We start from the raw sequence: 21,573 nt of genomic DNA on the forward strand, positions 1-21,573 counted from the left end.
CCCGGCCCGGCCGGGGCGCGGAACCCGGCGGCGGGGGCGGCGGGCGGACGGGTAGGTTCGAGGGGTGACGACGAATCCTCCGGGCGCGAAGCTGATCCTCCTCATCACCACCCATCGGGTGGCCCCCGGTCTGCTGTCCTGGCCGGCCTGGGAGGCCCTGCGCTCGGCCGGGCGGGTGCTCGCGGGCGACGCCGGTCACCCGCAGCTGCCGGCGCTGCGGCAGGCGGGTGTCGAGGTGGAGGTCGTGGCGCCGGGCTCCGCCCCCGCGCTGGCCCGGCTGCTGACCGGCGCCCCGGCGGACGGTGCCACCGGGGCCGGGAGCGGGGCGACGGTCTGGCTGGGCGGCCCGGACGGCGACCCGGGGCTGACCGACGCGCTGGCCCGGCTCGCGGTCGAGCGCGCCGGCGAGGTGCCGGAGATCGAGGTGCTGCCGGGTTCGTACGACCTGCCGGGCTCCCGGCTGCTGGACCTGGTGTCCGTGATGGACCGCCTCCGCTCGCCGGGCGGCTGCCCGTGGGACGCCGAGCAGACCCACGCCAGCCTGGTGAAGTACCTGGTCGAGGAGTCCTTCGAGCTGGTCGAGGCGATCGAGGAGGGCGACCGCGACACCCTCCGCGAGGAGCTCGGCGACGTGCTGCTCCAGGTCTTCTTCCACTCCCGGATCGCCGAGGAGCACCCCACCGGGGCGTTCTCGATCGACGATGTGGCGGGCGACATCGTCGAAAAGCTGATGTACCGGCACCCGCACGTGTTCGGGGACACCGAGGCGGACGGCGCGGCCGAGGTGGAGGCCAACTGGGAGGCGCTCAAGGCGGCCGAGAAGTCGGACCGCGAGTCGGTCCTGGACGGCGTCCCGGCCGGGCTGCCCTCGCTGGCGTACGCGGCGAAGCTGGTGTCGCGGGTGCGCCGGTCCGGCTTCGCGGGTGTGCCGGACGAGCCGTACGAGCTGCCCGCCGAACTCACGGCGGAGTCCGCGGGCCGGCTGTTGCTCGCGGTGGCGCAGCGCGCGCACGACGCCGGGCTGGACGTGGACGCGGCGCTGCGGGCGGCGGCGCGGGCCTACCGGGACGCGGTGCGCGCCGCCGAGGGCCTCAAGCCCGCCGAGCGGCCCGAGCAGCCCGAGCCGTCGGACAACCTTTAGGAGCCGTCCGGGCAGCCCGGTCGGTCGGACCGGCCCGACGACCGCCCGGTCCGATCGCGCTGGGGGGCTCAGGCCGCGGCGACGTCCCGCACCGGACGGCGCTGCGGCGGAACGACCTCGCCGATCGCCTCGCCGACCAGCGCGACGAGTTCGGCCAGCCGCTCCAGGTCGAGGTGGTCGGGCAGATCGGCGAGGGAGACGATCCGCTCGCCGTCCGGCCCGGCCACGCAGAACAGGTCGATCGGACCCAGGTGCTTCTCGGCGGTGTCGACCAGCGCGGCGACGTCGCTGGGGCGGCGGACGTCCGCGCACACGCCGACGACCGGGCAGCCCGGACGGTCGAGTTCGGTGGCGAGGTCCTCGGCGACCCCGCTGCCCTGGTCGGCGATCAGCATTCCGACGGCTCCCGCCGCGGTGAAGCGGCGGGCGAGGCCCGCCCCCGACCCGCCGTCGAGTACCGCGATCACGACGACCGCACCGGTGACCCGCATGGCCCTGCTCCTCCCTGTGGGCGGCTCCGCACCGGCGCCCACGGACATCTTGCGGAGGATCGTAGGCACGACCGGATCCTCCGCAACAGGAATTACCCCTCAGGTGACCAGGCTCACGCCTGCTTCCCCCCACCATCACCGGAACGATCACCGGACGGCGCCCACGACCGTGCCCACGCCCGCGGTGCGGTGCCGGGGGCACGTCCGGGATACCGTCGACCCATGCCAGCCCAGCCCGCTTCCGTCCGTCCGCCCCTGTTCACCTGGGAGTTCGCCGCCGACCCGTATCCGGCGTACGCGTGGCTGCGCGAGCACCGGCCGGTGCACCGGACCACCCTGCCCAGCGGAGTGGAAGCCTGGCTGGTCACCCGGTACGCGGACGCCCGCCAGGCGCTCGCGGACGGCCGGCTCTCCAAGAACCCGGCGCACCACAGCGAGCAGGCCCACCGCACCGGCCGGGTCGGCATCCCGGGCGAGCGCCAGGCCGACCTGATGACGCACCTGCTGAACATCGACCCGCCGGACCACACCCGGCTGCGCCGCCTGGTGTCGAAGGCGTTCACCCCGCGCCGGGTGGCGGCCTTCGAGCCCCGGGTGCAGCAGTTGACCGACCGGCTGATCGACGGCTTCGCGGCGCGCGGATCCGCGGACCTCATCCACGAGTTCGCCTTCCCGCTCCCCATCTACGCGATCTGCGACCTGCTCGGGGTGCCGGCCGAGGACCAGGACGACTTCCGGGACTGGGCCGGGATGATGATCCGGCACGGCGGCGGCCAACGCGGCGGTGTGGGAAGGGCGGTGAAGCGGATGCGGGCCTATCTCGCGGAGCTGATCCACCGCAAGCGCGCCGACCTCGGCGACGACCTGATCTCGGGGCTGATCCGGGCCAGCGACCACGGTGAGCACCTCACCGAGAACGAGGCCGCGGCGATGGCCTTCATCCTGTTGTTCGCGGGCTTCGAGACGACGGTCAACCTGATCGGCAACGGCGTCTACGCGCTACTGCGCAATCCGGGTCAGCGGGCCCTGCTGCAGGACTCGATCGGCCGCGGCGAGAGCGCGCTGCTGGAGACCGGGATCGAGGAACTCCTGCGCTACGACGGCCCGGTGGAAATGGCCACCTGGCGGTTCGCGACGAGTCCGCTGACCATCGGCGGAGTGGAGATCCCGGTCGGCGACCCGGTGCTTGTGGTGCTCGCCGCCGCGGACCGGGACCCGGCGCGGTTCGCGGACGAGAACACCCTCGACCTGGCCCGGGCGGACAATCCGCACCTGGGCTTCGGGCACGGCATCCACTACTGCATCGGCGCCCCGCTGGCGCGGTTGGAGGGGCGGGCCGCGCTGTCCACCCTGCTGACCCGGCTGCCGGACCTCCGGCTCGCCGCGGATCCGGAGGAACTGCGCTGGCGCGGTGGTCTGATCATGCGCGGACTTCGTGAACTTCCGGTGGAGTTCACGCCGGAACCGACTTCGGCGGCAACCTCCGCGGACCCCTCGGCAGTCCCCTGAGGGGGACTCACGACACGCCGACGCGGAGGTCTCGCAGGGCAGTTCCGGGGGGTGTGAACCTCCATCAATCAGGACATACCTCTTCGGTTGGTGGGCAATCCATCGTCTGACGTGATTTCCGTGTGATAGCGGCGATATGAGCTTGTGATTGCTCTGAAGATCTGTCTACTCTCCGGGGAGCCCGCGGAAGCGGGTCCCGTGCGCGGAACGCCGAGTCCTGCCCGCCGCGTCACCGGAAACCGACCAGAACCCTGGGCAGGGGCGGGGGAACCAGGTCTTGCGCCGTCTCCCACGGCTAGGGGTGAAGCCGCCTCCGCGCGGCCGGGCCACCTCCCGGTCCGAACCCGACAGCTCACCTCGCAGGCGTGCGGAGAGGGACTTCTTCATGCTGCTCGTCGGAAACGGCCGTCATCGTCGCCGCACCCAGACCGAGAAGGCCATCGCCGTCGCCGGTGTCGCCGGTGTCGGACTGGCGCTGCCGATCCTCAGCGCCACCGGCGCCTCGGCCGCCCCGGCCTCGACCTGGGACGCGGTCGCCCAGTGCGAGAGCGGCGGCAACTGGGGCATCAGCACCGGCAACGGCTTCTACGGTGGCCTGCAGTTCACCTCCAGCACCTGGAAGGCGTTCGGCGGCACCGCCTACGCGCCGCAGGCCAACCAGGCGTCGAAGGCGGCGCAGATCACCGTCGCCGAGAAGGTGCTGGCCTCGCAGGGCCCGGGCGCCTGGCCGGTGTGCTCCAAGAAGGCCGGCCTGAGCAAGGGCGGTGCCCCGGCGGCGGTCGACGCCTCGGCCGACGCCGCGCCGGCCGCCCCGAAGCCGCAGGCCCAGCCGCAGCAGCAGACCCCGGAGCAGCAGACCCCGAAGCCCCGGGCGCCGCAGGCGCAGGTCGAGCAGCAGGCACCCAAGGCGGGCCCGAAGCACGCCGCGCCCAAGTCGCCGGCCCAGCAGGCCCAGGCCGAGCAGCAGGCACCCAAGGCGGCGCCGAAGCACGCGGCCCCCAAGCCGACGGCCCAGCAGGCCCCGCAGTACGCGCAGCAGCAGGCCCCGAAGGTCCAGCAGCCGCAGGACGGTCAGGGCTACACCGTCCGCTCCGGCGACACGCTGGCCGGGATCGCCACCACGCAGGGCGTGCAGGGTGGCTGGCAGGCCCTGTACGACGGCAACCGCGGCACGGTCGGCGGCGACCCGGACCTGATCATCCCCGGCCAGGTCCTCACCCTCGGCTGACGCTCCCGCGCACCCCCCGCCCGCCCCTTGTCCGCCCGTCGTCCGAGGTGGGCACGCGGGCGGCCGGGCGGCCGGGCGGGCGGGCCCGGTCCGGCCCGTTCCACCCCGTTCGTCCACCCGGGGGCGTCCGGGGCCGGGCGACCAGGTGAACTACCGGTGGGTAGCACGGCCACACGCTGAGACGGAGCCGAGGCCGACGTGGCCCGGACAGCCCGTGCGGTTAGGCTCTGGTCGTAACGACTCCGCAATCGTCCGGCCGACGGCACCCCACTGTCAGCCGTACCTGCTTCCGCTAGGAGATGCCTCGTGCCGTCCATCGATGTCGTCGTAGCCCGTGAGATTCTCGACTCGCGCGGCAACCCCACGGTCGAGGTCGAGGTCGGCCTCGACGACGGCAGCACCGGCCGTGCCGCTGTTCCGTCGGGTGCCTCCACCGGTGCCTTCGAGGCCCTGGAGCTCCGCGACGGTGACAAGAACCGCTACTTCGGCAAGGGCGTCGAGAAGGCCGTCCTGGCCGTCATCGAGCAGATCGGCCCCGAGCTGGTCGGCTACGACGCCACCGAGCAGCGCCTGATCGACCAGGCCATGCTCGACCTGGACGCCACCCCGGACAAGTCCTCGCTCGGCGCCAACGCCATCCTGGGCGTCTCGCTGGCCGTCGCGCACGCCGCCTCCGAGGCCAGCGACCTGCCGCTGTTCCGCTACCTCGGCGGCCCGAACGCGCACGTCCTGCCGGTCCCGATGATGAACATCCTCAACGGTGGCTCGCACGCGGACTCCAACGTCGACATCCAGGAGTTCATGATCGCTCCGATCGGCGCGGAGTCCTTCTCCGAGGCCGTCCGTTGGGGCGTCGAGGTCTACCACACGCTCAAGGGCGTGCTGAAGGAGCGCGGCCTCTCCACCGGTCTGGGCGACGAGGGCGGCTTCGCCCCGAACCTGGACTCCAACCGCGAGGCCCTCGACCTCATCGTCGAGGCCATCCAGAAGGCCGGCTACGTGCCGGGCAAGGACATCGCGCTGGCCCTGGACGTCGCCGCCTCCGAGTTCTACGAGGACGACGCCTACCAGTTCGAGGGCAAGGGCCTCACCTCCGCCGAGCTGATCGAGTACTACGCCGGTCTGGTCGCCGCCTACCCGCTGGTCTCGATCGAGGACCCGCTGGACGAGTCGGACTGGGACGGCTGGAAGGCCATGACCGAGAAGCTGGGCGACAAGGTCCAGCTGGTCGGCGACGACCTGTTCGTCACCAACCCGGCCCGCCTGGCCCGCGGCATCGAGACCGGCACCGCCAACGCGCTGCTGGTGAAGGTCAACCAGATCGGTTCGCTGACCGAGACCCTGGACGCCGTCGAGCTGGCCCAGCGCAACGGCTACCGCTGCATGATGTCCCACCGCTCCGGTGAGACCGAGGACGTCACCATCGCCGACCTGGCCGTCGCCACCAACTGCGGCCAGATCAAGACCGGTGCCCCGGCCCGCTCCGAGCGCGTCGCCAAGTACAACCAGCTGCTGCGCATCGAGGAGATCCTCGACGACGCCGCCGAGTACGCCGGCCGCGGCGCCTTCCCGCGGTTCAAGCACGAGGGCTGACCCGCCCGGCCGCCCGAGTGGCGCACGCCTGACCGGTGCCCCGCCGTTCACCCCGTAGGGTGGACGGCGGGGCACCGTCGCGACCAGGAGGGGACACCGGAGATGGCAGGCTGGAGGATCCCGGGCTTGGCGGCCCGGCCTCGGTTCACGAGCCGGGCGACCGTCCTGGTCCTCGTGCTCTGCTCGCTGGTGGCGATCCTGGCCTACCCGACCCGGCAGTTCATCTCGCAGCGCTCCGAGATCACGGCGCAGCGCGCCCGGGCCGACCACGCCCGGGAGCAGGTCGAGCAGCTGCGCCGGGAGAAGGCCCGCTGGCAGGACCCGGAGTACGTCAAGGCACAGGCCAGGACCCGGCTGCACTACGCGATGCCGGGGGAGACCCCGTACATCGCGGTGGACCCGGCGGCCCAGGACCCGGTGAAGTCCTCGCAGGGCGCGCCGCCGCCCGCGCAGGGCCCGGCCGCCGGTACGGTCAAGGCCGCCCGGCCCTGGTACGCCAGTGTCTGGGACTCCGTGGACGCCGCCGCCGCTCCGCCGCCCCCCACCGCCCCGGCACAGCCCGACCCTTCCTCACCACCCGCCCCCGTCCCCGCTGGAGACAGCCCCTCCCATGACCACTGAGAACCACCCCACCGTCTCCGACCAGGACGTCGCGGCCATCGCCGCGCAGCTCGGCCGGGTCCCGCGCGGTCTGCGCGGCGTCGCCCACCGCTGCCCGTGCGGCAACCCGGACGTCGTCGAGACGGCCCCCCGACTGCCGGACGGCACGCCGTTCCCGACGCTCTACTACCTGACCTGCCCCAAGGCCGCCTCGCTGATCGGCACCCTGGAGGCGGACGGCGTGATGAAGGAGCAGACCGCCCGGCTCGCCGAGGACCCGGAGCTGGCCGCGGCGTACCAGAAGGCGCACGAGGACTACATCGCCCGCCGGGACGCCATCGAGGTGCTGGAGGGCTTCCCGAGCGCGGGCGGCATGCCGGACCGGGTCAAGTGCCTGCACGTGCTGGTGGGCCACTCGCTGGCGGCCGGCGAGGGCGTCAACCCGCTGGGCGACGAGGCGATCGGGATGCTGGAGGACTGGTGGGCCAAGGGCCCGTGCGTCTCCGCCGCCGAGGTCGACGCCGCCGGTGGGCGGGTGCTCCGCAACCGCGCCAAGAACCAGGACCACGAGGCCGTGATCGCGGCCAAGGAGCAGAAGACCGCCGACCGGGCCGCCAAGCGGGCGGCGCTGGAGGCGGACGAGGCTGGGGAGGCCGAGGCATGAGTTCCACCCGGGTGGCGGCGATCGACTGCGGGACCAATTCGATCCGGCTGCTGGTCGCCGATCTCGACCCGGAGACGGGGGAGATCACCGACCTGGACCGGCGGATGATCGTCAACCGCCTGGGCCAGGGCGTCGACCGTACCGGCCGGCTGCACCCGGACGCGCTGGAGCGCACCTTCGCGGCCTGCCGCGAGTACGCCGGGGTGATCTCCGGCTTCGGCGTCGGGCCGGAGCGGATCCGCTTCGTCGCCACCAGCGCCTCCCGGGACGCCGAGAACAGCGCCGAGTACGTCGACGGCGTGCGGGCGGCCCTGGGCGTCGAGCCCGAGGTGGTCAGCGGCGAGGAGGAGGCGCACCTCTCCTTCGTCGGCGCCACCAAGGAGCTGACCGGGGGCACCTTCGCCACCCCGTACCTGGTCTTCGACCTGGGCGGCGGTTCGACCGAGTTCGTGCTCGGGGCCGAGGACGTCGAGGCGGCCCGCTCGGTGGACATCGGCTGCGTCCGGTTGACCGAGCGGCACTTCGGCGGCGCCGAGCTGCCCTCGGCGGAGCAGATCGCCGAGGCGCGGGCGCATGTGCGGGCGGAGCTGGACCGGGCCGAGGAGGCCGTCCCGCTGACGGGTGCGGCGACCCTGGTCGGTCTGGCCGGGACGGTCACCACCATCTCGGCGATCGCCCAGGACCTGCCGCGGTACGACTCGGAGGCGATCCACCACTCGCGGATCTCCCGTGAGCGGGTCGCCGAGATCGCGGAGCGGCTGCTGGGCGCGACCCACGCGGAGCGGGCGGCGATCCCCTCGATGCACCCGGGCCGGGTGGACGTGATCGCGGCCGGCGCGCTGGAGCTGCTGGAGATCATGGCGCGGACGGGCGCCGCCGAGGTGGTCGTCAGCGAGCACGACATCCTGGACGGCATCGCCTGGAGTATCGCCCGCTGACCAGGCACGAGGCTTACCGCTCCGGCCCCGGAGGCCCCTCGGGGGCCCCGGGGCCGGGGCGCGCCCGGGGCCGGGCGAAAAAGTTCGTGAATTTCTTCACATGGGGATCCGCCCGTTCGCCGCGTTGGGCGGTCCGGTCCGTCCGATATGTGGGACCGAAGGCTCGCTCGGCGTGATAACCGCTGGATCGTAGGTTCTGACCCGTCACAGGTTTGAAAATCGAAATCCCGCACGGGAACCAGGCCCCGTCATGGATCGTTGCTGCTCAGCGGGGCCGTCGTCACGGACGGGCCCGTCGAGGGGCCGGGGTGGCCGTGAAGTGTCGGCCGGGGGGTCGAAACGGGGGCGCGAAGTGTAGCAGAGGGGGTCCGTCCGCTTGTGAGCGGGCTCACGAAGGCTGCTCCGAACGGTGCTGGATACTTTCGGATATGAGCACCACGGAGCGTCCTCGCATCCTCATTGTCGGCGGTGGTTACGTCGGCCTGTATGCCGCGATGCGCATCCTCAAGAAGATGCGCTACGGCGAAGCGACCGTCACGGTCGTGGACCCGCGGTCGTACATGACGTACCTGCCCTTCCTCCCCGAGGCGGCCGGCGGCAACGTCGCGCCCCGCAACCTCGTCGCGCCCCTGCGCACCGCGCTGAAGAACGCGGAGGTGCTCACCGGTGCTGTCACCGGTGTGGACCACGAGCGCAAGATCGCGACCATCCAGCCTTCGGCGGGCGACTCGTACGAGCTGCCCTTCGACTACCTCGTCGTCGCGACCGGGTCGGTCTCCCGCACCTTCCCGATCCCGGGTCTGGCCGAGCACGGCATCGGCATGAAGACCGTGGAGGAGGCCATCGCCCTCCGCAACCACGTCATGGCGCAGCTGGACAAGGCCGAGTCCACCACGGACGAGGCCATCCGCCGCAAGGCGCTGACCTTCGTGATCATCGGCGGCGGCTTCGCCGGCGTCGAGACGATCGCCGAGATCGAGGACATGGCGCGCGACGCCGCCAAGATCTACAAGACGGTCAGCCGCGACGACATGCGCTTCATCGTGGTCGAGGCCGCCAACCGGATCCTCCCGGAGATGGGCCCGGACCTCGGTCTGTGGACCAAGGAGAAGCTCGAAGAGCGCAACATCGAGGTCTACATCGAGACCTCGATGGACTCCTGCGTCGACGGCCACGTCGTGCTGAAGAACGGCATGGAGACGGACGCCTCCACCATCGTGTGGACCGCCGGTGTGAAGCCGAACCCGGTGCTGGCCCAGTTCGGCCTGCCGCTGGGCCCGCGCGGCCACGTCGACACCGCGCCGACCCTCCAGGTCCAGGGCCTCGACTACGTCTGGGCCGCCGGCGACAACGCCCAGGTGCCGGACCTCGCCGCGGGCGAGGGTGCCTGGTGCCCGCCGAACGCGCAGCACGCCGTGCGCCAGGCCGCGGTCCTCGGTGACAACGTGATCTCCGGCATGCGGGGCTTCCCGCAGCAGGAGTACAAGCACAAGAACCTGGGCGCGGTCGCCGGCCTCGGCCTGCACAAGGGTGTCGCGATCCTCTTCGGCAAGTACAAGCTGAAGGGCCGTCCGGCCTGGTGGTTCCACCGCCTGTACCACGGCGCCATGGTCCCCACCTTCAACCGCAAGGTCCGTGTCTTCACCGACTGGACCCTCGCCGTCTTCCTGAAGCGCGAGATGGTCGGCCTCTCCCAGATGGAGAACCCGTACCAGCCGATCCAGGAGGTCACGGCGCCGACCAAGCGTCCCGCCGTCGAGGCCGCCAAGCCGGCCGCCGACAAGGAGCTGGCCACCAGCAAGTAGCGACTACGGCCCGGTGTGGGAGCGCCGGGTATGAGTCGGAGGCTCTCCGCCCGGCAGCGCTGCCGGACCACGACCTCCGTGGTGCTCAGCCGGCTGTGCGAGTCGGGCGGAGTACAAGAAGTAGCGAGAAGGCCCCCGCCGAACCCTCCGGCAGGGGCCTTCTGCTGTTCGCCGACCGCGAGGGCCGTGCGGGCCCGCGGGCCGTCGCGGTCAGTCGGTCTTGATGCTGCTCAGGATGTCCAGCCCGGCGGCCCGGCGGGCCGGCCAGAAGGCGGCCACCACACCGACCAGGCCGGCCAGGGCCAGGAAGAGCAGCAGCTGGCCGAACGGCAGCACCGTGGTCATGGTGGGCAGGGCGGACTTGAGGGTGCCGTTGATCGCCCAGGCCGTGAAGCAGCCGAGCAGGATGCCGATGCCGGCGCCGAACACCGAGATCACCACGGACTCCAGCCGGACCATCCGCTTGATGCCGCGCCGGTCCAGGCCGATCGCCCGCAGCATGCCGATCTCGCGCTTGCGCTCGAAGACCGACATCGCCAGGGTGTTGATCACCCCGAGCACCGCGACCACCACCGACATCGCCAGCAGCCCGTACATCATGTTCAGCGCGAAGGTGATGTTCTGGCTGAAGCCGTCCCGGACGTCCTGGCGCGACTTGACCTCGATCACCGGGTTGGCGCCGGTGGAGTCCTTGAGCGCCTTCCGCAGCGACTCGGTCTCCCCGTCGGTGCCCTTGACCAGGACGCTGTCCAGGGAGGGCTGGGGGTCGTGCTTGAGGATCTCGCTGTTGGCCAGCATGGCGCCGCCGAGCAGGTCGTTGGTCTCGTAGACGCCGCCGACGGTCAGGGTGCCCTTGGCGTCGCCGGGGTAGCCCATCTCGACGGTGGAACCGGTGCCGACCCCGAGCTTCTTCGCCAGGTCGTCGCCGAGCAGCAGCTTGCCCTGGCCGAACGAGGCCGGGGAACCGCTCTTCATCTTCACCGTGAGCAGCTTGTCCATGCTGTCCGCGTTCAGGCCGGTGATCTTGCTGGACTTGCCGTTGAGGTCCCACTCGACCTCCACCAGCGGCGAGGAGGCGGCCACCCCGGCGGCCTTCGCGGCCTCGGCGGGGACCTTGTCGGACAGGCTCATCCCGTTCGCCGCGGAGATCAGGTAGTCGGCCTTCATCGAGCTGGTGATGGCCCGGTCCACGGTGTCGGAGACCGAGGCGCCGATCACCGTCAGACCGCTGACCAGGGTGAGGCCGATGGTGATCGCGGCGGCGGTGGCGGCGGTACGGCGCGGGTTGCGCACCGCGTTCTGCCGGGCCAGCTTGCCGGGCATGCCGAACAGCTTGCCGAGGGCCGGTCCGACCAGGGCGATCACCGGGCGGGAGAGCAGCGGCAGCAGGACGAAGACGCCCAGGACGGCGAGCACGGCGCCCAGCGCGACCGGCATCCGGCCGTCCGAGTTGCCCTTGGAGGCACCGAAGGCGACCAGGGCGATACCGGCGGCGGCCACCAGCGAGCCGATCACGTTCCGGACCACGAGGGACTTCTGGGAGGCGGGCTGGTCACCGCTGCTCATCGCGGCCACCGGGGCGATCCGGGCGGCGCGGACGGCGGGCAGCAGCGCGGAGAGCACCGTCACCAGGACGCCGACCAGCAGGGTGACCACCACGGTCAGCGGCTTGACCACCAGGGCGCCGGTCGGGAGGCTGTCGTTCAGCGAGGCGATCAGGGACTGCAGGCCCGCGCCGATGCCGAGCCCGGCGACCAGGCCGGCCGAGGCCGCGACGGTGCCGATGGCGAACGCCTCGATCAGCACCGAGCGGGTCACCTGCTTGCGGCTGGCGCCGATCGCCCGGAGCAGGGCCAGTTCCTTGGTGCGCTGGGCGACCAGCATGGTGAAGGTGTTGGCGATGATGAAGATGCCGACGAAGAGCGAGATGCCGGCGAACGCGAGCAGCATCGTGCGCAGGCTGTCGGTGCCGGCGGCGATCATCCGCTCTTCCTCGGCCTTGAGCTCGGCCCCGGTCCGGGTCTCGATCTGCTGCTCCGGCCGGATCTTCTGGTTCACCTCGGCGAGCAGGGCGTCCTGGCCGGTGCCGGGCTTGGCGGTGAGCACGATGCTGCTGTAGCGGCCGGGTTCCAGCAGGATCTGTTGCGCGGTCGCGCGGTCGAACAGGGTGAGCGTGCCGCCGCTGTTCACACTCGGGTCGTCGGTGGTGAAGACACCGGTGAGCTTCGCCTCCAGGACCGGGCCGTTGGAGCCGATCCGGACGGTGTCGCCGACCTTGTAACCGCCCTTCTCGGCGGTCTTCCGGTCGAGGGCGATCTCCTTGCCGTTCTTCGGCCCTTGGCCCTCGACCATCGGGTAGCGGGCGTCCTTGCCGTCCGGGCCGGGCGCGAAGTTGGCGCCCTTGGCCGACCACGCCTGGCCGATCAGCTCGCCCTTCTTGTCCGCGACACCGGTGAAGCCGCCGGCCACGCCGCGGGCGCTCGCGGTGCCGGGCAGCGCGGCGAGTTGCTGGACGGTGGCGTCGGTCAGGGTGACCGCGCTCTTGTCGCTCTTGTCCCGGAGCGAGGCGGTGGCGCCGGCGGAGTAGTCGACGATCTGGACCGACACGTCGGAGTAGCTCTTGGAGTTGCTCTCCCGCATGGCCTTGCCGAAGGTGTCGGAGAAGACCATGGTGCCGGCCACGAAGGCGGTGCCCAGCATGACGGCCAGCGCCGTCATCAGCAGTCGGCCCTTGTGGGCCAGCACATTGCGCAGTGCGGTGCGATACATGGGGTTTCCTGGGTCCTGGGGTCTGCGAACGGACGGGGGCGGTGCCTACCGGGTCGTTCGGGTCAGCTGGTGCGGCCCTTGGCGTCGAAGCGGCGCATGCGGTCCAGGACGGTGTCGGCGGTGGGGTTGGGGAGTTCGTCGACGATGCGGCCGTCGGCGAGGAAGACGACGCGGTCGGCGTAGGCGGCGGCGACGGGGTCGTGGGTGACCATGACGACGGTCTGGCCGAGTTCGCGCACGGAGTTGCGCAGGAAGGAGAGGATCTCGGCGCCGGAGCGGGAGTCGAGGTTGCCGGTGGGTTCGTCGGCGAAGACGATGTCGGGCTTGCCGGCGAGGGCGCGGGCGCAGGCGACGCGCTGCTGCTGGCCGCCGGAGAGCTGGCTGGGGCGGTGGGAGAGGCGGCCGGAGAGTCCGACGGTCTCGACCACGGCGTCGAGCCACTGCTTGTCGGCCTTGCGGCCGGCGATGTCCATGGGGAGGGTGATGTTCTCCAGGGCGGTGAGGGTGGGGAGGAGGTTGAACGCCTGGAAGACGAAGCCGATGTGGTCGCGGCGCAGCTGGGTGAGCTGCTTGTCCTTGAGGCCGACGAGTTCGGTGTCGCCGATGGTGGAGGAGCCGGAGGTGACGGTGTCGAGGCCGGCCATGCAGTGCATGAGGGTGGACTTGCCGGAGCCGGAGGGGCCCATGATCGCGGTGAACTCGCCCTGGGGGAAGGTGACGCTGACGTTGTCGAGGGCGACGACGCGGGTCTCGCCCTCCCCGTAGACCTTGTTCAGGCCGGTGGCGCGGGCGGCCGCCCGGCCGGTGCGGACGGCGGTTGCGGTCGACGTGCTCACGAGGTGCTCCTCAGGTCGGGCATGGCGGGCCGGGCCGTACGGCTCCGGGGGCTGGCCGGCCGGGCCCTTTCGAGGGGCGCCCGGCCGTACCTCCATGCTCCTTCCGGCGATCATGGTTTCTCGTCGCTCCGCCGGACGGTTGGCCCGACCACCGCTGGGCGTACGCCCAGGTGACGCCCTCCTCCTGCGGTATGACGCCGACCCTGAGCGGAGGACCGGTGGCCGGATCGAGCGGGTCGGATGGCCAAATCACGAACTGTTCGTCAGATGGCAAGGAAACATGACAACTTCCCCGCCTCGGAACATGCGAAAGGGGATGCCGGGCGACTAGGCTCAGGGGTGGCCCGCACGGGGGCGGAGGGCTGCTCTCCGTTCCGCCGGCCGGGCCGGGTCCGCAGAAGCCCAGATGGTGGAACGCAGACACGGGCAGCTTAAAACTGCTTGGCCGAAAGGCCGTGCCGGTTCGAGTCCGGCTCTGGGCACCGACTCGCGGGGACGCCGACCGGCGTCCCCGCCGGACGTCAGTGACCGAATCCTTCTCGCGGCGGATGCCGATTCCTTTGCCAAGCCATTACCCTGGTCGTGCGGGCGGTGCAGTGCCGCCACGGAGGGAATGAGCAATGAGAAGCAGCAACCCGGTCTTCTCGCGGGAGGGGTCCTTCTCCCGCGAGTCCGGCTACGCGGGTTTCGGGACCACCCAGACCCCGCCGGCCGGGAGCCCGAACGCAGGCAACCCCTACGGCAACAACCCTTACGGCAACAACCCGTACGCCGGCAGCCCGTACGGCCAGCAGCCCCAGGCCGGGGCGCCGCTGACCGACGAGCAGCTCGTCGAGATGTACAACGCGCCCTCCGCCGGCCCTGCGGCGACGGGCCGGATGACGCTCGACGACGTGGTCGCGCGCACCGCGATGACGCTGCTCACCCTGGTCGCGGCCGGCGGTCTCGCCTGGTTCGCGCTGCCGGAGCGGAACTTCGGGCTGGCCGGCGTTGCCTCGCTGATCGCGTTCGTGGTCGGCATGGTGATCTCCTTCAAGCGGAGCGTCAGCCCGCCGCTGATCCTGCTCTACGCGGGTCTCCAGGGTTTCGCCCTCGGTGCGATCACCAAGGTGTTCAACAGCATCTGGGAGGGCATCGCGATCCAGGCGGTGCTGGGCACCGCGGCGGTGTTCGCGGCGATGCTGATCGCCTACAGGACCGGGCGGATCCGGGTCACCCCGCGCTACACCCGGATCGGCATCGCGATCGCCATGGGCTTCGTGCTGCTGATGCTGGTCAACATGGTCGCCTCGCTGGTCTTCGGCGCCGACATGGGGCTGCGCTCCGGCCCGCTGGGCATCGTGGTCGGCCTGGTCGGCATCGGCCTCGGCGCGTTCTTCCTCTCGCTGGACTTCGCGGCGATCGAGGAGGCCATCGCGCAGGGCGCCCCGCAGAAGGAGTCCTGGCGGGCGGCCTTCGGGCTCACCCTGTCGCTGGTCTGGATCTACGTCGAGATGCTGCGCCTGATCGCGATCCTGCGCGGCGACGACTGATCCTCCGCCGCACCGCCTGCGCCGTAGCACCACTGCTGCCGGGCCCCGGAGCGACCGCTCCGGGGCCCGGCGGTTTTCGTCCCCGGTGGCCCGTATGCTCACGGCATGCCCGAGACGTCCGATGAGAAGTCCCTGGCCGAGGCCGTCGACGCCCTGGCCGACCGGTTCCGCGCGATGCCGCAGAGCCGGTTGCTCGGCGCCGTCCCGGGGCACCCCTCGCGGGCCGCGGCCGGTCTGGCGCTGGCCCGTCGGCTGGCGGTGACGGCGCAGGCCGCCGAGGCGGCGCGCGCCGACGGCGGGCCGGACGGCGGTCCGGCGGACCGCGAGCTGCCGGAGGCCGGGGCGTTCGCCGTCGGCGACCAGCTCGCCGTGGTCGGGCACGATCTTGCGGCGGCGCTGGCCGGGCTGCCCGGGGAGGCCGTGGTGGCCCTGCCGGACGACCCGCTGGCGGCCGCGGCGGTGCGGGACCTGGCCCTGCGGTGGCTGGCGGAGACCGCCGCGGCCCTCTGAGCACCCCGGCCTTCCGGTACCCCGGCCTTCCGGTACCCCGGCCTTCCGGCGCCCGGACCGTCACGGCCGCCGCGGTGGCGCCGACGGCTCCGGACCGGCTCCGGACCGGCGAACGCCGAGGGCCGGCCGGATCGGTAACCCCTCGATCCGGCCGGCCCTCGGCGTTCGCGCGCCCCGGCCGGCGCGCCCCGGTCAGATGCTGGCGACCACCCGGTCGGCGAGCACGTACACGGCGTCCTCGTCGGTGGAGAAGGTGAGCGAGTAGGAGCCGGAGAACCGGGAGCCGCCGAGCAGCCGGACGTTCTCACCGGCCCGGACGGCGTCGATCAGCCGGTACGCGGCCTCGCGGTCGCCCGGGGCCACGCAGAGCGTGGTGCCGTCGGCGAAGGCGTAGACGTCCAGGGTGCCGAGCGGGCCGGGGCGGACGTCGATCAGCGCGGTGCCCTCCTCGGCCAGCGCGGTCAGCCGGGTGTCGGTCCACTCCCGGGACGGCGTCTGGCTGGGCACGAAGTCGGGGTGCGAGGGGTGGCGGCGCGGGTCGGGCGCGGTGGCCGGGGCCTCCTCGACGGTGGCCTCGGCGTCCAGCAGGCCGGACTCCAGGCCGGTGGCGAGCAGGTCGGCCTCGCGGCGGGCCCGGGCGTCCCCGGTGCCCTCGCCGGCCGGGTGGCCACCGGCGGGGTGGCCGGCCGGGTGGGCGGGGCGCAGCGGGCTGCCGCCCTCGGGGCCGGAGTCGGCGGGCCGGGTGCCGCCGTCGCCGATGAGGTCCTCCAGCGCGGAGCGCAGGGCCTCGCCGAACTCGGGGTCCATGGTGCCGGCGTGGTCGGCGTTGTCGGCGGCCTCGTTCGGCCCGGTGGGGCGGGGGAAGAAGAGCGGCCACTCGTCGGTGGTGCTGAAGACACCGGCGAACGGAGAGTCGAACAGCGGGGCGTCCTCGGCCGCGCGCGCCTCCTGCTCGGCCCAGAACGCGCGGGCCTCGGTGATCTCCCGCTCGCGGTCGGCGGCCAGGGCCTCGGCGACGGCCCGGCGTATCGCGGCCTCGTCGACGGTCGGGGCCGCGGCGGCCTGCGCGTCCAACCGGCGGGAGACGGCCCGGAGGTGGAACAGGACGGTGGTCGAAACGGCGATCAGGACCAGCAGCAGGATGGTGTGGACGGCGCTCACGGAACGTACTCCTAGCGAGGAGTGGAACGGGGTTACGTCTCCACACTGCCCCATCCGGTGCTGTTACCGCAGTGGCCAATGTCCAATTTGTCGGTGACTTTCGCTCTTGTCCCCAAATTGTTAGGTAGCACCGTTCTACGCTGCGGAGTTGATCCGCTCCGCACCGTCGATTTCCGGTCCGGAAACGAAAGAATTGAGGGCCGGATCGACCTCGCGGTGTGATCCGGCCCTCAATTACCGTGTGTCACTCCAAATGGGTGGTCTGGACCCTTCGGGGTTGACAGCGGAGGGTCAGCTGAGGCGCTCCAGAACCATCGCCATGCCCTGGCCGCCGCCGACGCACATCGTCTCCAGGCCGAACTGCTTGTCGTGCCACTGCAGCGAGTTGATCAGGGTGGTGGTGATCCGGGCACCGGTCATGCCGAAGGGGTGGCCGACCGCGATCGCGCCGCCGTTGACGTTCAGCCGGTCCAGGTCGACGCCGAGATCCCGGTAGGAGGGGATCACCTGGGCGGCGAAAGCCTCGTTGATCTCGACCAGGTCGATGTCGCCGATGGACAGGCCCGCCCGCTTGAGCGCCTGCTTCGAAGCCTCGACCGGGCCGTAGCCCATGATCTCGGGGGAGAGCGCGCTGACACCGGTGGAGACCACCCGGGCGAGCGGGGTGATGCCCAGCTCGCGGGCCTTGGTGTCGGACATGATCACCAGTGCGGCGGCGCCGTCGTTCAGCGGGCAGCAGTTACCGGCGGTGACCGTCCCGTCGGGGCGGAACACCGGCTTCAGTCCGGAGACGCCCTCCAGTGTGACGCCCGCGCGCGGGCCGTCGTCCGTCGAGACCACGGTGCCGTCGGGGGTGGTGACCGGGGTGATCTCGCGCTCCCAGAAGCCGGCCTCGATGGCGGCCTCGGCGAGGTTCTGCGAGCGCACGCCGAACTCGTCCTGCTCGGCCCGGGTGATGCCCTTGAGCGCGGCGAGGTTCTCGGCGGTCTGCCCCATCGCGATGTAGGCGTCCGGCAGCAGCCCGTCCTCGCGCGGGTCGTGCCACTCGCCGCCGCCCTTCTCGGCCCGCTCGGCGGTGCGGGCCCGGGCCTCGTCGAACAGCGGGTTCATGGTGCCCGGCATGCCGTCCGAGGTGCCGTGGACCGACCGGGAGACGGTCTCCACCCCGGCCGACAGGAAGACGTCGCCCTCGCCGGCCTTGATCGCGTGCAGGGCCATCCGGGTGGTCTGCAGCGAGGAGGAGCAGTAGCGGGTGATGGTGGTGCCGGGCAGGTAGTCCATGCCCATCTGCACCGCCACGATGCGGGCCAGGTTGTGGCCCTGCTCGCCGCCGGGCAGGCCGCAGCCGAGCATCAGGTCGTCGATCTCGCGCGGGTCCAGCTGCGGCACCTTGGCCAGCGCCGCCTGGATGACGTGGGCGGTCAGGTCGTCCGGGCGGACGTCCTTGAGGGAGCCCTTGAAGGCCCGGCCGATCGGCGAACGGGTGGCGCTGACGATGACGGCTTCGGGCATGGCGGGCTCCTCGCTGAGTGGCGGCGGACAGGCGTCCGGGAGGAAAGTTACCGTCTGGTAGCTCAGTCGTCACCCGCCCCGGTGTGTGAGCTGGCCGACGTGTTGCCGGGGGTCTGGCCGGCGCTCCCGGAGAGTCCCCCGGGAAGGCCCCCGGGCACCCCGTCGGACGGCCCGCCGACCGGTTCCCCGGTTGCTTCCCCGACCGGCTTCCCGGCCGTTTCCCCGCCTGGCTCCCCGGCCGCCCAGGGCACCGGCAGGCCCACCCGCAGCCGGTGCCGCAGCAGCGCCCAGCGCCCGGCCGAGCCGTCGCCGCCGCCGAGCGCCGCCACCTCGGTGCCGGCCCGGTCGGCCGCGGCCGCCGCGGCCACCGCCACCGGCAGCACCGCCTGGCCGGGGACCGGCCCGTCGGCCGGCTCCTCCTGCGGCCAGAGGCCCAGTGCGGCGCAGACCGAGGGCAGCACGGCCATCGCGGCCGTCGCGTAGCCCTGGGCCGAGGGGTGGTAGCGGTCGGCGGCGAACATCTCCGGCCGGGCCGCGAACTCCGGGCCGAGCAGCGAACCCAGCGAGACCGTCCGCCCGCCCGCCTCCACCACCGCGATGGTCTGCGCGGCGGCCAGCTGGCGGCTGACCCGGCGGGCCACCCAGCGCAGCGGCGGCCGGACCGGCTTGATCGTCCCGAGGTCGGGGCAGGTGCCGACGACGACCTCGCAGCCGGCGGCGCGCAGTGCCGCCACCGTTCCGCCGAGCTGGCGCACCGCGAGCTGGGCCGGGCTGTGCCGGGTCACGTCGTTGGCGCCGATCATGATCACGGCGATGTCCGGGCGGAGCGGCAGGGCCTGCTCCAGCTGGCCGGCCAGATCGGCGGAGCGGCCGCCCGAGAAGGCCACGTTCACCAGCCGGACCGGGCGCTCGGCGACCGAGGCGAGGCCCGCGGCGAGCAGCGCCCCGGGGGTCTCCCGGGCCCGCAGCACGCCGAGGCCGGCCGCGGTGGAGTCGCCCAGGAAGGCCAGTACCAGTGGCGGCTGCGGCGCGGCCGCGCCGTCGGCGAACGCCTCGCCGTAGACGCCGTCGGCCTTCGGCGGGTCGCCGTCCAGGAGGCCGATGGCCTGGACGGCCAGTCTGCTCTCGGTCAGCAGCAGGCCCACCAGGCCCACTCCCAGGACCCCGAGCCCGCCGCCGCCGTACGCCGCCGCGGTGGCGATCCGCCGGGCCACCCGGGCCCGCGACTGCTGCGCTCCTGGCATCCGGTGCCCCCTTCGCGTCCTCGTGCCACCCCGACGGGTGCCGTTCCCGATGCGTGTACACCCCTAGTACCCGCGTTGGGGGCGGCCTACGACGGGGGCTGGGCCGTTCGTGGGGCGCACGGGCTCTCCGGGGCGCCCGGTACGGCCTAGGCTTGTTGTACCGACAGCACTCGCATGCCCACATACCGGGAGGACCCCCGTGCGGTACCACAACTCGATCATCGACCTCGTCGGCAACACGCCGCTGGTCAAGCTGAACAAGGTCGCCGAGGGGATCAGCGCCACCGTGCTCGCCAAGGTCGAGTACTTCAACCCCGGCGGTTCGGTGAAGGACCGCATCGCGATGCGGATGATCGAGGCCGCCGAAGCCTCGGGCGCCCTCAAGCCGGGCGGCACCATCGTCGAGCCGACCTCCGGGAACACCGGTGTCGGCCTGGCGATCGTGGCCCAGCAGAAGGGCTACAAGTGCATCTTCGTCTGTCCGGACAAGGTGTCCACCGACAAGATCAACACGCTGCGCGCGTACGGCGCCGAGGTGGTCGTCTGCCCGACCGCCGTCGCGCCCGAGCACCCGGACTCGTACTACAACGTGTCCGACCGCCTGGTCCGGGAGACCCCGAACGCCTGGAAGCCGGACCAGTACTCGAACCCGGACAACCCGGCCTCGCACTTCCACTCCACCGGTCCGGAGCTGTGGGAGCAGACCGGAGGTCGGATCACCCACTTCGTGGCGGGCGTCGGCACCGGCGGCACCATCTCCGGCACCGGCAACTACCTGAAGGAGGTCTCCGGCGGCAAGGTCAAGGTGATCGGCGCCGACCCGGAGGGCTCGGTCTACTCGGGCGGCACCGGCCGGCCGTACCTGGTCGAGGGCGTCGGTGAGGACTTCTGGCCGACCGCCTACGACCGTGACGTCGCGGACGGCATCGTCGCCGTGTCCGACAAGGACTCCTTCCAGATGACCCGCCGCCTGGCCAAGGAGGAGGGCCTGCTGGTCGGCGGCTCCTGCGGGATGGCGGTCGTCGCCGCGCTGGAGGTGGCGCGCGGGCTCGGCCCGGACGACGTCGTCGTGGTGCTGCTGCCGGACGGCGGCCGGGGCTACCTCTCGAAGATCTTCAACGACGACTGGATGGCCGACTACGGCTTCCTGCCGTCCGCCACCGACGAGGCGCACATCGGCGAGGTGCTGGCCCGCAAGGACGCCATCGAGCACGAGGGCATCCCGCAGTTCGTCCACATGCACCCCAACGAGACCGTCGCCGAGGCGGTCCGGGTGCTGCGCGAGTACGGCGTCTCGCAGATGCCGGTGGTCTCGCCGGGTGCCGGCCACCCGGACATCATGGCGGGCGAGGTGATCGGCTCGGTGGCGGAGAAGCTGCTGCTGGAGGGTGTCTTCGCGGGGGAGATCCAGCTGACCGACACGCTGGACAAGGTCATGTCCAAGCCGCTGCCGGTGGTCGGCTCGGGCGAGACCGTCACCAACCTGATGACGGTGCTGGAGAAGGCCGACGCCGCGGTGGTGCTGGTGGAGGGCAAGCCGCAGGGCATCGTCACCCGCCAGGACCTGCTCGGCTTCCTGGCCGGCAGCCGCGCCGGTCACTGAGCCCGCGCCGGTCACTGAGCCCGCGCCGGTCGTCGGCCCCGCGCCGGTCACCGGCCCCGCCGTGCGCCGCCCCGCGGTCAGCCGCCGCCCCCGACCCGGTGGCTGAGGAACCGTACGGCACCGGTTCCGTTTCCGGGCGAACCGGTACACCGGCGTCATCTCCGTGCAGCACGGGCTTAACACGACTCCGGCATGGTGGTGCACACGGCAAGACGCCGAACGGGACGACAACGACCGGCCGGGAGCGGCTCCCCGGCGGTGCGGTCCGTCCCGGGCACGACGGTCGGTCCTGACCCGGCCGGTGGTGTCCCTGTCCACGGAGACGCCGTCGTCCCGCCCCTGCCCGGCTCCGGCCGGCTGTCAGGGTGAGGCGGCTCCCGGACAACCGCGCCGCTCGGCGCGTCCGCACGGCTCCCGGGTGGGGGAGTCCGGCGGAA

The 21,573-nt window shown here is 72.3% G+C and carries 16 protein-coding genes, 1 tRNA gene, 1 pseudogene and 1 riboswitch; of the genes and pseudogenes, 12 read left to right on the top strand and 6 right to left on the bottom strand.

Annotation, left to right across the window (positions count from 1 at the left end):
• The first annotated feature begins 64 nt into the window (after positions 1 to 64).
• Positions 65 to 1,141: a MazG family protein gene (locus ACIQ9P_RS20590; protein ID WP_402357706.1), complete on the top strand. Its 1,077-nt coding sequence runs from the start codon at positions 65 to 67 to the stop codon at positions 1,139 to 1,141.
• 68 nt (positions 1,142 to 1,209) lie between these two features.
• On the opposite strand, the gene ACIQ9P_RS20595 is transcribed toward ACIQ9P_RS20590, so the two are convergent.
• Entirely contained in the window at positions 1,210 to 1,632 is a 423-nt protein-coding gene (locus ACIQ9P_RS20595; RefSeq protein ID WP_402357709.1) for an SDR family NAD(P)-dependent oxidoreductase, read from the bottom strand.
• 222 nt (positions 1,633 to 1,854) lie between these two features.
• Here ACIQ9P_RS20595 and ACIQ9P_RS20600 point away from each other — a divergent pair, with 222 nt between their 5' ends.
• From ACIQ9P_RS20600 to ACIQ9P_RS20630, 7 genes and pseudogenes are all read left to right on the top strand, one after another.
• Positions 1,855 to 3,141, top strand: a complete 1,287-nt coding sequence (locus tag ACIQ9P_RS20600) for a cytochrome P450 (RefSeq protein ID WP_402357712.1) — start codon at positions 1,855 to 1,857, stop codon at positions 3,139 to 3,141.
• Positions 3,142 to 3,372: 231 nt separating this feature from the next.
• A riboswitch (cyclic di-AMP (ydaO/yuaA leader) is annotated at positions 3,373 to 3,521 on the top strand.
• Between the two features lie 5 nt (positions 3,522 to 3,526).
• Positions 3,527 to 4,369 (top strand): transglycosylase family protein, encoded by an 843-nt coding sequence (locus ACIQ9P_RS20605; protein ID WP_402357715.1) that lies wholly within the window; start codon positions 3,527 to 3,529, stop codon positions 4,367 to 4,369.
• A gap of 306 nt (positions 4,370 to 4,675) precedes the next feature.
• On the top strand, positions 4,676 to 5,962 hold the full coding sequence (gene eno, locus ACIQ9P_RS20610) for a phosphopyruvate hydratase (RefSeq protein WP_030398007.1): 1,287 nt from the start codon (positions 4,676 to 4,678) through the stop codon (positions 5,960 to 5,962).
• A gap of 126 nt (positions 5,963 to 6,088) precedes the next feature.
• Positions 6,089 to 6,583 (top strand): septum formation initiator family protein, encoded by a 495-nt coding sequence (locus ACIQ9P_RS20615; protein ID WP_402357718.1) that lies wholly within the window; start codon positions 6,089 to 6,091, stop codon positions 6,581 to 6,583.
• Positions 6,555 to 7,082, top strand: a pseudogene (locus ACIQ9P_RS20620) (DUF501 domain-containing protein); the annotation flags it as partial. The gene ACIQ9P_RS20615 and the pseudogene ACIQ9P_RS20620, both read left to right, overlap by 29 nt.
• Before the next feature lie 140 nt (positions 7,083 to 7,222).
• On the top strand, positions 7,223 to 8,164 hold the full coding sequence (locus tag ACIQ9P_RS20625) for an exopolyphosphatase (protein ID WP_402357721.1): 942 nt from the start codon (positions 7,223 to 7,225) through the stop codon (positions 8,162 to 8,164).
• Positions 8,165 to 8,592: 428 nt separating this feature from the next.
• Positions 8,593 to 9,969, top strand: a complete 1,377-nt coding sequence (locus ACIQ9P_RS20630) for an NAD(P)/FAD-dependent oxidoreductase (RefSeq protein WP_402357724.1) — start codon at positions 8,593 to 8,595, stop codon at positions 9,967 to 9,969.
• Positions 9,970 to 10,179: 210 nt separating this feature from the next.
• Here ACIQ9P_RS20630 and ACIQ9P_RS20635 read toward each other — a convergent pair whose 3' ends face one another.
• Positions 10,180 to 12,738: an ABC transporter permease gene (locus tag ACIQ9P_RS20635; protein WP_402357727.1), complete on the bottom strand. Its 2,559-nt coding sequence runs from the start codon at positions 12,736 to 12,738 to the stop codon at positions 10,180 to 10,182.
• 62 nt (positions 12,739 to 12,800) lie between these two features.
• Positions 12,801 to 13,574: an ABC transporter ATP-binding protein gene (locus ACIQ9P_RS20640; RefSeq protein WP_402357730.1), complete on the bottom strand. Its 774-nt coding sequence runs from the start codon at positions 13,572 to 13,574 to the stop codon at positions 12,801 to 12,803.
• A 400-nt stretch (positions 13,575 to 13,974) separates the two neighbouring features.
• On the opposite strand from ACIQ9P_RS20640, the gene ACIQ9P_RS20645 reads away from it, so the two are divergent.
• The 3 genes from ACIQ9P_RS20645 (at position 13,975) to ACIQ9P_RS20655 (ending at position 15,616) form a co-directional block, all read left to right on the top strand.
• Positions 13,975 to 14,056: transfer RNA gene (locus ACIQ9P_RS20645), tRNA-Leu, on the top strand.
• A gap of 138 nt (positions 14,057 to 14,194) precedes the next feature.
• Positions 14,195 to 15,106 carry a Bax inhibitor-1/YccA family protein gene (locus tag ACIQ9P_RS20650; RefSeq protein WP_402357733.1) on the top strand — a complete coding sequence of 304 codons (912 nt, stop codon included), beginning with the start codon at positions 14,195 to 14,197 and terminating at the stop codon, positions 15,104 to 15,106.
• A 105-nt stretch (positions 15,107 to 15,211) separates the two neighbouring features.
• The gene (locus ACIQ9P_RS20655) at positions 15,212 to 15,616 is read left to right on the top strand and encodes a hypothetical protein (protein ID WP_402357736.1); all 405 of its coding nucleotides are present in this window, start codon (positions 15,212 to 15,214) and stop codon (positions 15,614 to 15,616) included.
• Positions 15,617 to 15,808: 192 nt separating this feature from the next.
• On the opposite strand, the gene ACIQ9P_RS20660 is transcribed toward ACIQ9P_RS20655, so the two are convergent.
• The 3 genes from ACIQ9P_RS20660 to ACIQ9P_RS20670 all read right to left on the bottom strand — a co-directional run bounded on the left by ACIQ9P_RS20660 (position 15,809) and on the right by ACIQ9P_RS20670 (position 19,533).
• On the bottom strand, positions 15,809 to 16,777 hold the full coding sequence (locus ACIQ9P_RS20660; RefSeq protein ID WP_402357739.1) for a hypothetical protein: 969 nt from the start codon (positions 16,775 to 16,777) through the stop codon (positions 15,809 to 15,811).
• Positions 16,778 to 17,068: 291 nt separating this feature from the next.
• Positions 17,069 to 18,289, bottom strand: coding sequence for an acetyl-CoA C-acetyltransferase (locus ACIQ9P_RS20665; protein ID WP_402357742.1), 1,221 nt, complete (start codon positions 18,287 to 18,289; stop codon positions 17,069 to 17,071).
• Positions 18,290 to 18,351: 62 nt separating this feature from the next.
• On the bottom strand, positions 18,352 to 19,533 hold the full coding sequence (locus ACIQ9P_RS20670) for an SGNH/GDSL hydrolase family protein (RefSeq protein ID WP_402357745.1): 1,182 nt from the start codon (positions 19,531 to 19,533) through the stop codon (positions 18,352 to 18,354).
• Between the two features lie 199 nt (positions 19,534 to 19,732).
• On the opposite strand from ACIQ9P_RS20670, the gene ACIQ9P_RS20675 reads away from it, so the two are divergent.
• Entirely contained in the window at positions 19,733 to 21,136 is a 1,404-nt protein-coding gene (locus tag ACIQ9P_RS20675) for a cystathionine beta-synthase (RefSeq protein ID WP_402357748.1), read from the top strand.
• Positions 21,137 to 21,573: the final 437 nt, after the last annotated feature.

It is taken from the genome of Kitasatospora sp. NPDC094019, assembly GCF_044764505.1.
Lineage (GTDB): Bacteria > Actinomycetota > Actinomycetes > Streptomycetales > Streptomycetaceae > Kitasatospora.